At 68.5% G+C, this 13,284-nt stretch carries 11 protein-coding genes; 8 read left to right on the forward strand and 3 right to left on the reverse strand.

The features are described from left to right. The first annotated feature begins 13 nt into the window (after nucleotides 1-13). On the forward strand, nucleotides 14-595 hold the full coding sequence (locus tag MELE44368_RS12095; protein ID WP_128108711.1) for a sigma-70 family RNA polymerase sigma factor: 582 nt from the start codon (nucleotides 14-16) through the stop codon (nucleotides 593-595). Then, nucleotides 588-1,838, forward strand: coding sequence for an anti-sigma-D factor RsdA (locus MELE44368_RS12100; RefSeq protein WP_128108712.1), 1,251 nt, complete (start codon nucleotides 588-590; stop codon nucleotides 1,836-1,838). Before MELE44368_RS12095 ends, MELE44368_RS12100 begins: the two co-directional genes overlap by 8 nt. 21 nt (nucleotides 1,839-1,859) lie before the next feature. Here MELE44368_RS12100 and MELE44368_RS12105 read toward each other — a convergent pair whose 3' ends face one another. Continuing rightward, nucleotides 1,860-2,264: a DUF5319 domain-containing protein gene (locus tag MELE44368_RS12105; RefSeq protein WP_003882245.1), complete on the reverse strand. Its 405-nt coding sequence runs from the start codon at nucleotides 2,262-2,264 to the stop codon at nucleotides 1,860-1,862. Nucleotides 2,265-2,421: 157 nt separating this feature from the next. Here MELE44368_RS12105 and guaB point away from each other — a divergent pair, with 157 nt between their 5' ends. The 4 genes from guaB (at nucleotide 2,422) to phoU (ending at nucleotide 7,699) form a co-directional block, all read left to right on the forward strand. Continuing rightward, a complete protein-coding gene (gene guaB, locus MELE44368_RS12110; RefSeq protein WP_128108713.1) occupies nucleotides 2,422-3,963 on the forward strand; it encodes an IMP dehydrogenase in 1,542 nt (513 codons plus the stop codon). Nucleotides 3,964-3,987: 24 nt separating this feature from the next. Continuing rightward, nucleotides 3,988-5,115, forward strand: coding sequence for a GuaB3 family IMP dehydrogenase-related protein (locus MELE44368_RS12115; protein WP_206613757.1), 1,128 nt, complete (start codon nucleotides 3,988-3,990; stop codon nucleotides 5,113-5,115). A gap of 120 nt (nucleotides 5,116-5,235) precedes the next feature. After that, on the forward strand, nucleotides 5,236-6,969 hold the full coding sequence (locus MELE44368_RS12120; protein ID WP_128108715.1) for a GMC oxidoreductase: 1,734 nt from the start codon (nucleotides 5,236-5,238) through the stop codon (nucleotides 6,967-6,969). A 70-nt stretch (nucleotides 6,970-7,039) separates the two neighbouring features. Beyond that, complete coding sequence (gene phoU / locus MELE44368_RS12125; RefSeq protein ID WP_128108716.1) at nucleotides 7,040-7,699, forward strand: phosphate signaling complex protein PhoU; 660 nt, start codon at nucleotides 7,040-7,042, stop codon at nucleotides 7,697-7,699. On the opposite strand, the gene MELE44368_RS12130 is transcribed toward phoU, so the two are convergent. After that, nucleotides 7,696-10,053, reverse strand: a complete 2,358-nt coding sequence (locus MELE44368_RS12130; protein WP_128108717.1) for a glycoside hydrolase family 65 protein — start codon at nucleotides 10,051-10,053, stop codon at nucleotides 7,696-7,698. The two genes, phoU and MELE44368_RS12130, sit on opposite strands and share 4 nt — an antisense overlap. After that, the gene (locus MELE44368_RS12135) at nucleotides 10,050-10,790 is read right to left on the reverse strand and encodes a beta-phosphoglucomutase family hydrolase (protein ID WP_128108718.1); all 741 of its coding nucleotides are present in this window, start codon (nucleotides 10,788-10,790) and stop codon (nucleotides 10,050-10,052) included. Before MELE44368_RS12135 ends, MELE44368_RS12130 begins: the two co-directional genes overlap by 4 nt. 134 nt (nucleotides 10,791-10,924) lie before the next feature. On the opposite strand from MELE44368_RS12135, the gene guaA reads away from it, so the two are divergent. Next, entirely contained in the window at nucleotides 10,925-12,484 is a 1,560-nt protein-coding gene (guaA, locus tag MELE44368_RS12140) for a glutamine-hydrolyzing GMP synthase (protein ID WP_128108719.1), read from the forward strand. A gap of 118 nt (nucleotides 12,485-12,602) precedes the next feature. Further along, nucleotides 12,603-13,280 (forward strand): DnaE2-dependent mutagenesis accessory factor ImuA', encoded by a 678-nt coding sequence (locus MELE44368_RS12145; protein ID WP_206613755.1) that lies wholly within the window; start codon nucleotides 12,603-12,605, stop codon nucleotides 13,278-13,280. Nucleotides 13,281-13,284: the final 4 nt, after the last annotated feature.

The raw sequence follows: 13,284 nt of genomic DNA on the forward strand, positions 1-13,284 counted from the left end.
GAGATCGCCCACGATGACAATTTCGAGAGAACGTCTCGATGCTGTCGTTGCTGAGGCGGTGGCAGGTAACCGAGACGCACTCCGACAGGTGCTGGAAACCATCCGTCCCATCGTTGTCAGGTATTGCCGGGCAAGGGTGGGGGCAGCGGAGCGCAGTGGGCTTTCAGCAGACGATATTGCTCAGGAGGTGTGCTTGGCCGCCATCACGGCGCTGCCGCGCTACAAGGATCAGGGACGACCGTTCCTGGCCTTCGTGTACGGCATAGCTGCACACAAGCTCGCTGACGCACACCGCGCAGCGGCCAGGAATCGTTCCGACCCGACGGATGTCGTGCCGGAGCGGTACTCGCTGGACGCCGGGCCCGAGCAGATGGCCCTCGACGCCGAGTCGTCGGAGCGGATGAACAAGCTCCTCGCCGTGCTGCCCGAGAAGCAGCGCGAAATCCTGATCCTGCGTGTGGTCGTCGGCATGAGCGCCGAGGAGACCGCCGAGGCGGTCGGAAGCACTGCGGGCGCCGTGCGGGTGGCCCAGCATCGCGCACTGGCGCGGCTGAAGCAGGAGATCATCTCGACAGGGCGGCACGACCATGCCTGACTTCGGACGCTGGAATGCAAACGGGGGGGACCCGTCCCTCAACGAGATCAACCGCACCGACCGGTTCCTGGACGCGTTGGCGTTCGAACAGCCGGTGTATGCCACCGACCCGGGCGAGGCCGAACTGGCGCAGCTGCTGGCCGGGTGGCGCGACGAGGTTCGCGACGCCCCGCTCACCGCGACCGTCACCCCGCGCGACGCGGTGTTGGCGTTGGATCGTGCGACCGCGGCGCGTCGGCGCACCCGCACGTCGCTGGCGGTCCTGGGATCGGTCGCGGCGGCGGTGTTGTGTATCGGTGGCTTCGGCGCGGTGGTTGCCGGCACCGGACCGGGCGACGCGCTGTACGGGCTGCGCACGATGTTGTTCGGTGAGCAGCAGGCCACCCGCGACGATCCGGTGATGCTGGCCTCGCAGCAGCTGGCCGAGGTGCAGCAGCTGATCGAACAGGGTGAGTGGCAGGCCGCTCAGGACAAGCTGCAGACGCTGACCACCACCGTGGCGACCGTCGACGACGTCCAGCGCAAACAGGAGTTCGTCAGCGAGTGGCAAGAGCTGACCGTGAAGGTTCAGGCTCAGGACCCGGCCGCGACCATTCCGCCGGACGTGCCGCCGCCGGTGTTCCCGGAGGTGCCCGTCGCGGTGCTCGACACCACGACGCCGACGTCGACGTCGCCGTCGGACACGACGAGCCCGCTGCCGTCGGACACCACCACTCCGTCGCCGTCGGATGTCACGAGCGTGCCGTCGTCGACGTTGCCGAGCCCGTCGCCGACACCGTCGCCAACTGAGACGCCGACGCCGTCACCGACGCCGGAGCCGACGAGTTCGCCCGCACCGCGGCCGACACCGACGACGTCAGCGCAGCAGCCACCGTCGTCCACGGCGACAGTGCTGCCGACGCCGTCACCGTCCACCCCGGTGCCGACGGCTGCCGAGCCGTCGCCGACGGCCACGGAGGAACCGCAGGCGATCGAAGCGCCGACCACGGAGCAGCCCGCGACGCAGCCCCCGGTCACGACGGTGCTACAGACGACTCAGCAGGCGACCACCCAGGCGCCCGTTCAGCAGGCGACCACCCAGGCGCCGCCGCAGGAGGCACCCAAGCAGCAGGCGCCGCCGCGGGAGGCACCCAAGCAGCAGGCACCCAAGCAGCAGGCGCCGAAGCAGGAGGGTCCGAAGCAGCAGGCGCCCAAGCAGGTGATCACCACGACTGTCGCGGTGCCGAAGCCCGGCCACGAGTAGGACGAGCTCAGTGGAGCGGGCTCAGCGGTAGCCGTCGGTGTCCGACGTTGCCTCGTTGAGCGACGCGTCGGCGTAACCACGGCAGTAATCCCAGGTCACGTACGCGTCGGGTTCCGGATCGTAGGCCGGCTCATGCGGCCGCACCGTGCCGTCGACGAGCAGCTGCAGCAGGTTGGCGCGCAGCATGTCCCAGTCGTGGTAGTGATCCTGCTGGCATTCGTCACAGCACACCACCAAACCGCGGATGCCCTTGTGCGCCAACAGCGCCTCGTAAACCGCCAGGTCGGCGAGATCAGCCTCGACCGCCGTCCGCTCCTGCGGGTCCAGCGGCTGGCCGGGCTCGATGGCGTCGAGCGCGGCGGAGGGGTCGCACGGGTCATCGGCAAACGGGTCGGGTGGCAAACCCGGTGGCAGGTGGTCACGCACGACTCCACCCTACGCAGCCGCACTCATTTTTCGCCAGCCGTTGCCCGGCATGGCGTCGTGCGATTCGGAACACCGTGTGGCACCGAACCGCAGGCGTCGATGCCTAGATAGGATGGGTTCTAGCTCGACGACTGTCCTCGTCACTGGAGGCCCATCCATGTCGATCGCTGAAAGCAGCGTTCCGCTCGCCGTGCCGGTGCCGACCGGCGGTGATGACCCGACGAAAGTCGCCATGCTCGGGCTCACCTTCGATGACGTGCTGTTGCTGCCCGCGGCCTCCGACGTGGTTCCCGCCACCGCCGACACCTCCAGCCAGCTCACCAAGAAGGTGCGGCTGAAGGTCCCCTTGGTCAGCTCGGCGATGGACACGGTGACCGAGTCGCGGATGGCGATCGCGATGGCCCGCGCCGGCGGCATGGGGGTGCTGCACCGCAACCTTCCGATCGCCGAGCAGGCCGGCCAGGTCGAGACCGTCAAGCGTTCCGAAGCCGGCATGGTCACCGACCCGGTCACCTGCTCGCCGGACAACACCCTGGCCGAGGTCGACGCGATGTGCGCGCGGTTCCGGATCTCCGGGCTGCCCGTCGTCGACGACACCGGTGCGCTCGTCGGAATCATCACCAACCGCGACATGCGCTTCGAGGTCGACCAGTCCAAGCCGGTCTCGGAGGTGATGACCAAGGCGCCGCTGATCACCGCGCAGGAAGGGGTGTCCGCCGAGGCCGCGCTGGGGCTGCTGCGCCGCCACAAGATCGAGAAGCTGCCCATCGTCGACGGGCACGGCAAGCTGACGGGCCTGATCACGGTCAAGGACTTCGTCAAGACCGAACAATTCCCGTTGGCGACCAAGGACGAAGACGGCCGGTTGCTCGTCGGCGCCGCCGTCGGGGTCGGCGACGACGCTTGGACGCGCGCGATGACGTTGGCCGACGCCGGTGTCGACGTGCTGGTGGTGGACACCGCCCACGCGCACAACCGCGGGGTGCTCGACATGGTGCACCGCATCAAGACGGTGCTGGGTGATCGCGTCGAGGTGGTCGGCGGCAACGTCGCGACCCGCGCCGCCGCGGCCGCGATCGCCGATGCCGGCGCGGACGCGGTGAAGGTCGGCGTCGGTCCCGGCTCCATCTGCACCACCCGGGTGGTCGCCGGCGTCGGCGCGCCCCAGATCACCGCGATCCTGGAGGCCGTAGCGGCGTGTGCGCCCAGGGGAGTGCCGGTGATCGCCGACGGCGGCCTGCAGTACTCGGGCGACATCGCCAAGGCCCTGGCCGCCGGGGCGTCGACGGCGATGCTGGGTTCGCTGCTGGCGGGTACCGCCGAGTCCCCCGGCGAGCTGATCTTCGTCAACGGCAAGCAGTTCAAGAGCTACCGCGGCATGGGCTCGCTGGGCGCCATGCAGGGCCGCGGCGGCGGGAAGTCCTACTCCAAGGACCGCTACTTCCAGGACGACGCCCTGTCCGAGGACAAGCTGGTGCCCGAGGGCATCGAGGGCCGGGTGCCGTTCCGCGGCCCGCTGTCCACGGTCATCCATCAGCTGACCGGCGGGTTGCGGGCGGCCATGGGCTACACCGGGTCGGCCACCATCGAGCAGCTGCAGCAGGCGCAGTTCGTGCAGATCACCGCGGCGGGATTGAAGGAAAGCCATCCGCACGACATCACGATGACCGTCGAAGCGCCGAATTACTACGCCCGCTAAGGGGATTCATTGGTCATGCGTGACATGGTGGAAATCGGCATGGGCAGAACCGCCCGCCGCACATACGAACTCGACGACATCAACATCGTGCCCTCGCGGCGCACGCGGTCGTCGAAGGACGTCTCGACGGCGTGGCAGCTCGACGCCTACCGCTTCGAGGTCCCGGTGATCTCGCATCCGACCGATGCGCTGGTGTCGCCGGAGTTCGCGATCGCGCTCGGCCGCCTCGGCGGGCTGGGCGTGCTCAACGGCGAAGGCCTGATCGGCAGGCACGCCGATGTCGAGGCCAAGATCGCCGAAGTCATCGAGGCCGCCGAGAAGGAGCCCGAACCGTCGGCGTCGATTCGCCTTCTGCAGCAACTGCATTCGGCGCCGTTGGATCCTGATCTGCTCGGCGCGGCGGTCGCCCAGATCCGCGACGCCGGGGTGACGACGGCGGTGCGGGTCAGTCCGCAGAACGCGCGGGCGCTGACCCCGACCCTGGTGGCCGCCGGGATCGACCTGCTGGTCATCCAGGGCACCATCGTGTCGGCCGAACGGGTCGCCTCCGACGGTGAGCCGCTGAACCTCAAGACCTTCATCTCCGAACTCGACGTGCCGGTGGTGGCCGGTGGCGTGCTCGACCACCGCACCGCGTTGCACCTGATGCGGACCGGTGCGGCCGGCGTCATCGTCGGGTACGGCTCCACGCAGGGCGTCACCACCAGCGACGAGGTGCTCGGCATCAGCGTGCCGATGGCCACCGCGATCGCCGACGCCGCCGCGGCGCGGCGCGAGTACCTCGACGAGACCGGCGGCCGGTACGTGCACGTGCTGGCCGACGGCGACATCCACACCTCCGGTGATCTGGCCAAGGCGATCGCGTGCGGCGCCGACGCCGTCGTGCTCGGCACCCCGCTGGCGGTGTCGGCTGAAGCGCTGGGCGGTGGCTGGTTCTGGCCCGCCGCGGCGGCCCACCCGTCGCTGCCGCGCGGTGCGTTGCTGCAGGTGGCGCTCGGGGAGCGGCCGTCGCTGGAGCAGGTGCTCAACGGCCCGTCCGACGACCCGTTCGGCTCGCTGAACCTGGTCGGCGGTCTGCGCCGGTCGATGGCCAAGGCGGGTTACTGCGACCTCAAGGAGTTCCAGAAGGTCGGGCTGACGGTCGGCAGCTGATCTCTTGCGCCGATTTCTGCACCAGGGTCGTGCTCAGCGCCGCGGCACAGTCCTGCTGCAGAAATGGGTGGGAAATGCTCGGACGACGAGCGCGCTTCCGGGTCGGGCCATACTGGTTTGATGAGACCTGACTATGACGTCTTGATCATCGGCTCGGGGTTCGGCGGAAGCGTGACCGCGCTGCGGCTCACCGAGAAGGGCTACCGGGTCGGGGTGCTCGAGGCGGGCAGGCGCTTCGCCGACGAGGACTTCGCCAAGACCTCGTGGAACCTGCGCAAGTTCCTGTGGGCGCCCAAGCTCGGCATGTACGGCATCCAGCGGATCCACCTGCTGCGCAACGTGATGATCCTGGCCGGCGCCGGGGTCGGCGGCGGATCGCTGAACTACGCCAACACGCTGTATGTGCCGCCGGACCCGTTCTTCAACGACCCGCAGTGGAAGAACATCACCGACTGGCGCGCGGAGCTGATGCCGCACTACGACCAGGCGCAGCGCATGCTCGGCGTGGTCACCAACCCGACGTTCACCGACGCCGACCGCATCGTCAAGGAAGTCGCCGACGAGATGGGCGTCGGCCACACCTGGGTGCCCACGCCGGTCGGCGTGTTCTTCGGCCCGGACGGCACCAAGACGCCGGGCAAGACGGTGCCCGACCCGTACTTCGGCGGGGCGGGCCCGGCGCGCACCGGCTGCATCGAGGGCGGCGAGTGCATGACCGGCTGCCGCCACAACGCCAAGAACACGTTGGTGAAGAACTATCTGTACCTGGCCGAAAAGGCTGGGGCAGAAGTGATTCCGATGAGAACCGTCACCGGTTTCCAGCAGCGCGCGGACGGCTTGTGGGAGGTCGACACGGTCCGCACCGGCGCCTGGGTGCGCAGGAAGAAGAGCACGCTCACCGCCACGCACGTGGTGCTGGCCGCGGGCACCTGGGGCACACAGAAGCTGCTGTTCAAGATGCGCGACAACGGCAAGCTGCCCAAGCTGTCCGATCGTCTGGGGGTGCTGACGCGGACCAACTCCGAGTCGATCGTCGGCGCGGGCAAGTACAAGGTGTCGCCTGATCTCGACCTCACGCACGGCGTCGCGATCACGTCGTCCATCCATCCGACTCCGGACACCCACATCGAGCCGGTGCGTTACGGCAAGGGCTCCAACGCCATGGGCCTGCTGCAGACGCTGATGACCGACGGCGACGGGCCGGAAGGCACCGATGTGCCGCGCTGGCGGCAGTTCATCCGCAACGCGGCCGCCAACCCGCGCGGGACGCTGCGCATGCTCAACGTCAGGCGATGGAGCGAGCGCACCGTCATCGCGCTGGTCATGCAGCACCTGGACAACTCGATCACCACGTTCACCGAGCGCACCAAACTCGGGTACCGTCGGATGACCAGCAAGCAGGGCCACGGTGAACCCAACCCGACGTGGATTCCGGTCGGCAACGAGGTCACCCGCCGCATCGCCGAGAAGATCGACGGCGTCGCGGGCGGCACCTGGGGCGAGCTGTTCAACATCCCGTTGACCGCGCACTTCCTCGGCGGCGCGGCGATCGGCGACAGCCCGCGGACCGGCGTCATCGACCCGTATCAGCGGGTCTACGGCTATCCGACGCTGTCGGTGCACGACGGGGCGGCGATTTCGGCGAATCTCGGTGTGAACCCGTCGCTTTCGATAACCGCACAGGCCGAGAGGGCGGCGTCGCTGTGGCCCAACAAGGGCGAGGATGATCTGCGTCCCGCGCAGGGGCAACCGTACAAGCGGCTCGCGCCGATCCCGCCGAAGCATCCGGCGGTGCCCGCCGACGCGCCCGCGGCACTGCGGTTGCCGATCGAACCGGTCAGCTCGACTGGTTGAGCCGCCGCCGATCTGGGTATGCAGTGCCCCATCGGGGGCCACCGGACGCGGTATAGGGAAGGTTCCGGCCATGCGCACCGCATATCACGAGCAGTTGTCGGCACTGTGCGCCCAGTTGGCCGAGATGTGCGGCCTGACCGCCGCGGCGATGGAGCGCGCGACGACGGCCCTGCTCGACGCCGACCTGACCTTGGCAGAGCAGGTCATCGCCGACCACGAGCACATCGCGATGTTGAATCGGCGCGCCGAGGAGACCGCGATCCGGCTGCTCGCGCTGCAGCAACCGGTGGCGGGGGAACTGCGCACCATCGTCGGTTCCATCCGGATCAGCGCCGACATCGAGCGGATGGGCGCGCTCGCGGTGCACGTCGCGAGCATCTCCCGGCTGCGCCACCCCGAGTGCGCGCTGCCCGACGAGGTGCGTGCCAGCTTCGCCGAGATGGGTTCCAGGGCCGTGCGACTGGCCAGAATCGCGCAGGAAGTGCTGATCGCGCCGGATCCCGACAAGGCGGCCCGGTTACACGACGAGGACGACGCGGTCGACGACGAGCACCGTCATCTGTTCACGCTGTTGCTCGACCACAAGTGGCAGGACGGCGTCTGCTCTGCCGTCGACGTGGCGCTGCTCGGCCGCTACTACGAGCGGTTCGCCGACCACGCGGTGGAGATCGGGCGTCGGGTCATCTTCGAGGCCACCGGCGGCCTGCCCGTCGGCAAGCAGATGGCCTAGCCGGAGGTCTTGTGGCGCATCGGCGCGCGGCCGGGGGGCTGTTGCGGCGGTGGCAGCAACGGTTCGATGGGCCTGACGGCGACCGTCGTCGGATGTTGGGTCTTGAGTTCGAGGTCTTCGCCGGCATGGCGGATCGTCAGCGACGTGTCGGGCCCGTCGCGAAGGGTGTAGGTGACGTCTTCGTGGTTGACGTCGACGGTGAGCCGAAAGTTCTTCCAGCGCAACCGGAATTTCAGGCGTTTGAGCGTCGCGGGTAGGCGGGGGTCGAGCGCCAGCACGTCTTCGTCGTCGCGTAGCCCGCCGAAGCCGGCCACCAGCGCCGACCAGGTGCCGGCGAGCGAGGCCATGTGGAGACCGTCGCGGGTGTTGTGGTGCAGATTGCGCAGGTCGATCATCGCGGCCTCGTACGTGTAGTCGTGGGCCAACTCCAGATGCCCGACCGCTGCGCACATCACCGCTTGTGTGCAGGCCGAAAGCGACGAGTCGCGGGCTGTGCGCCGTTCGTAGTAGTCGACGTTGCGCGCCATCTGCTCCGGGGTGAAAGCGTGGCTCTCCCAATGCATCGCGAGCACCAGGTCGGCCTGCTTGACGACCTGCTGCGGGTACAGCCGCACGTACGGTTCGTGCAGCAGCAGGGGATAGGCGGTGTTGCTTGTGAAGTCCCACTCCCGCAACGTGGTGAACCCCTCGCACTGCGGGTGTACGCCCAGTTCCTCGTCGAACGGAATGTGAACGGTCTCAGCGGCATGACGCCACGCGGCGATCTCCTCGGCGGTGACGTCCATGTCGTTGGCCGCGTCGGGGTGCCGAAGGCAGGCGTCGGCCGCCGCGCGCAGGTTGCGCGCCGCCATCAGGTTGGTGAACACGTTGTCGCGCACCACCGCGGTGTACTCGTCGGGACCCGTGACGCCGTCGATGTGCCACACCCCGTGCCGGTCGTGCTGACCGAGCGAGAGCCACATCCTGGCCGTCTCCACCAGCACCTTCAGCCCGCACTCGCGCTCCAGCGAATCATCGCCCGTCACAACGCGATACCGCTCGAACGCCATCGCGATATCCGCGTTGACGTGGAAAGCCGCTGTGCCCGCCGGCCAGTATGCCGAGCACTCCTCACCACGGATCGTGCGCCACGGGAACGCGGCCCCCTTGAGGTCGAGCAGCTCGGCGCGCTCTTTGGCCAGATCCAGCGTTGAGGCGCGCCACCGCAGCGCATCGGCGGCGGCATAGGGCGCCGTATAGGTGAGCAGCGGAAGCACGAAACCCTCGGTGTCCCAGAACGCGTGACCGTCATAGCCGGTTCCGGTCAACCCCTTGCTGGGAATCGCGCGCCGCTCGGCGCGCGCGCTTGCCTGCAGCACGTGAAACAACGCGAACCGCACGGCCTGCTGGATGTGGGAATCGCCTTCCACTTCGACGTCGGCGCAGTCCCAGAAGTCGTCGAGATAGGCGCGCTGGGCGTCCAGCAGGCCCTGCCAACCGGTGTATTCGGCACCGCTGAGCGCACCCGCGACCTGGTCGCGCAACGCCGGGCGGGACCGCAGGCTCGACCACGCGTAGCCCAGATACTTGCGGATGCGCAGCCGCTGCCCGGGCCGCAGCCCGCAGATGATCGTGGTGCGGGCCCAGTCCTCTGAGGTGTCGGTGCTCACCTCGACACGGCCGGGCACGTCGATTTCGTGGTCCATCGCGGCGGCCATCATCAACTGGCTCGCGCGTGTGCGGTGGATGAGGACCGCGCCGTTGACGGTGCTTTCCTGGTGCACCGCCTCCAGCGGGCGGTTGAGCACGGCCGCGACCCGCGGGTCGGCGGAGGTGGGTGGCAGGTCCTCGTTGGCCACCAGTTCGGACTGCACGGTGATGCGGGCGAACTGTTCGACGGCCTCGACAATGTACTCGATCGCGGCCACACCGCGCTGGTCAAGCGACACCAGGCGGGTGGAGACGACCTTGACCTCCTTGCCCACCGGTGACCGCCACCGCACGTTTCGGGTCAGCGTGCCGGCGCGCATGTCCAGCACGCGTTCATGCTCGAGCAGGTCGCCGTAGCGGACGTCGAACGGTTCGTCGTCGACCAGCAGGCGCAGCAGCTTGCCGTTGGTGACGTTGACGATCGTCTGGCCGGCTTCCGGATACCCGTAGCCCGCCTCGGCATAGGGCAACGGACGAACCTCGTAGAACGAGTTCAGGTAGGTGCCCGGAATGCTGTGTGGCTCGCCTTCATCGAGGTTGGCGCGTATGCCGATGTGGCCATTGGACAAGGCGAAGATCGACTCCGATTCGTCCAGAATCGATAGATCAAGCGAGGTTTCGCGGATGTGCCACGGCTCTACCGGATAAAGCTCGTCGGTCATCATTGCGTGAGAAGCTCCATCAGGTCGGCCACGACGATATCGGCACCGCTGCGGCGCAGAGCCTCCGCATGCCCGACGCGGTCCACTCCGACCACGTAGCCGAAGTTACCAGCCCGCCCCGCGGCCACTCCGGCGATCGCGTCCTCGAACACCGCGCACTCGCCGGGTTGGACGCCGAGCAGTTGCGCCGCCCGCAGAAACGAGTCCGGGGCGGGCTTACCGGGAATGTTCTCCTCCCGCAGGACCACACCGTCGACCCGGTGCTGGACGAACTTGTCCAGACCGGTCACCTCGAGCACCTCGCGGGTGTTCGCGCTCGAGGACACCACCGCGACGCCGAAGCCCGCGTCGATCACCGCCTCCAGGTAGCGCCGCGAGCCATCGAACACCGTCACACCCTCGGCGCGCAACACCTGGTGAAACATCTCGTTCTTGCGGTTGCCGAGGCCGAACACGGTCTCCGTGTCGGGACCGTCGTCGGGGCTCCCGTCGGGCAGCTCGATGCCGCGGCTGGCAAGGAAGGAGCGCACCCCGTCCTCGCGCTTCTTGCCGTCGACGTAGCGCAGGTAGTCGGCGTCGACGTCGAACGGCACGAACGGCTCGCCGCTGCGTTGCGCACGGGCACGCAGGAAGTCGTCGAACATGGCCTGCCACGCCTTCTTGTGCACGCTGGCCGTGTCGGTCAGCACCCCGTCCAGGTCGAACAGGCAGGCGCGGATGTGTTTCGGCAGACCATGCACGGTGGTCCTCGCTTCGAGCGTCGTGGTCGTCGGACGGGTACGGGCCGTTTACGGGCTATTGTCTGTCACCATTCCCACTTCGTGGCGCAGGTAACGAGGAGCGACGTTTTGTTCGCGCCAACTAGACTGACCGGGTGACATCGTCAGCACCCAGACCCGTGTTGGTGGTCGACTTCGGAGCGCAGTACGCGCAGCTGATCGCGCGCCGGATCCGGGAGGCGCGGGTGTACTCCGAGGTGATCCCGCACACCGCCAGCGTCGAGGAGATCATGGCCCGCGACCCGCAGGCCATCGTGCTGTCGGGCGGGCCCGCCAGCGTCTACGCCGAAGATGCGCCGCAGCTGAACCCGGTGGTGTTCGACCTGGGGGTGCCGGTGTTCGGCATCTGCTACGGCTTCCAGGCGATGGCCCAGGCGCTCGGCGGCACGGTGGCCAAGACCGGCACCCGCGAGTACGGCCGAACAGAGCTGAAAGTCACCGGGGGACAGCTTCATTCCGATCTGCCCGACACTCAGCCGGTGTGGATGAGCCACGGCGACGCGGTCACCGAGGCCCCCGACGGGTTCGACGTGGTGGCGGTCAGCCCCGGCTCGCCCGTCGCGGCCTTCGAGAACCGCGAGCGCCGGTTGGCCGGCGTGCAGTACCACCCCGAGGTGATGCACACGCCGCACGGCCAGCAGGTGCTCAGCCGGTTTCTCTACGAGTTCGCGGGCATCAGCGCGACATGGACCGCGGCTAGCATCGCCGACGCGCTCGTCAACGAGGTGCGCAACCAGATCGGCAACGGACGCGCGATCTGCGGGCTGTCCGGCGGCGTGGATTCGGCGGTGGCCGCCGCGCTGGTGCAGCGCGCCATCGGGGACCGGCTGACGTGTGTGTTCGTCGACCACGGTTTGTTGCGGGCCGGCGAACGGGCCCAGGTGCAACGGGATTTCGTCGCCGCGACCGGCGCCAAGCTCGTCACCGTCGACGCCGAGAAGCGGTTTCTGGAGGCGTTGTCCGGGGTGACCAACCCTGAGGGCAAGCGCAAGATCATCGGCCGCGAGTTCATCCGCGCCTTCGAGGGTGCGGTGCGAGACACGTTGGGCGCCAACGACGGTGATGTGGAGTTCCTGGTTCAGGGCACGCTTTATCCCGATGTGGTGGAGTCCGGCGGAGGATCCGGCACCGCCAACATCAAGAGCCACCACAACGTCGGTGGTCTGCCCGCCGACCTGAAGTTCAAGCTCGTCGAACCGCTGCGGCTGCTGTTCAAGGACGAGGTTCGCGCGGTGGGCCGCGAACTCGGATTGCCCGAAGAAATCGTTGCGCGCCAACCGTTTCCGGGGCCGGGGTTGGCCATCCGGATCGTCGGCGAGGTCACCGCGGACCGGCTGGCCACGCTGCGGCGCGCCGACGCGATCGCCCGCGAGGAGCTGACCGCGGCCGGTCTGGACCACCAGATCTGGCAGTGCCCGGTGGTGTTGTTGGCCGACATCCGGTCGGTGGGCGTGCAGGGCGACAGCCGCACGTATGGCCATCCGATCGTGCTGCGCCCGGTATCCAGCGAGGACGCCATGACCGCGGACTGGACCCGGGTGCCCTACGAGGTGCTCGAACGCATCTCCACCCGCATCACCAACGAGGTGTCCGAGGTCAACCGCGTGGTGCTCGACATCACCAGCAAGCCGCCCGGCACCATCGAGTGGGAGTGATTTAGCCCCCTCGCGCACTGAAAAAGCGCCTTGACGCTGTCGGTGGGGGAGTGTTTACTGACGGTATCGAACATACATTCGAACAACCGGTGAATCAGATGATACAGGAGGTGCTGCTGTGACAGCGGCAATGGACCTGGATCGGCGCCAGCTTACCCGCGCTGAACAGGTGGAACACCTGCGTCGCAAGATCGCGGCGGTCTCCGGCAAGGTGGGGCTCGGACGCAGCGGCGCCGCGCCGTCGACGGACCCGTTGCCGGCCTCGGAAGCTTTGCTGCCGATACCCGAATCCCATGCAGAACTCCTATCGGAGCCGTTGCCGCGCGGAACGGTGGCAGTGGTGTCGGGGGCGCGGTCGCTGCCGCTGAGCATGGTGGCGGCGGTGACGGCCGACGGCGGACACGCCGCGATCGTCGGTCAACCCGATGTCGGCCTGCTGGCGGCCGTGGAGATGGGAGCCGATCTGAGCAGGATCGCCGTCATCCCCGAAGCCGGAGCCGACCCGGTCGAGGTGGCCGCGGTCCTGATGGACGGGATGGACCTGGTGGTGCTCGGCCTGGGCGGGCGCACGGTGCCGGCCACCCGGGCGCGGGCGGTGGTGGCCCGGGCTCGGCAGAAGGGCTGCACGCTGCTGGTCACCGACGGCGACTGGCAGGGCGCATCCGCCAGGCTGGAGGCCCGGGTCTGCGGTTATGAGATCACCGGCCCCGCCCGCCCGGGGTTCGGCCGCATCGGCAAGGTGCGGCTGGCCATGCGGGCGATGGGCCGGGCCGGGCTGGCCACGGTCGCACAGTGAGTGT

The organism is Mycolicibacterium elephantis DSM 44368 (assembly GCF_004014805.1).
GTDB classification, from domain to species: domain Bacteria; phylum Actinomycetota; class Actinomycetes; order Mycobacteriales; family Mycobacteriaceae; genus Mycobacterium; species Mycobacterium elephantis.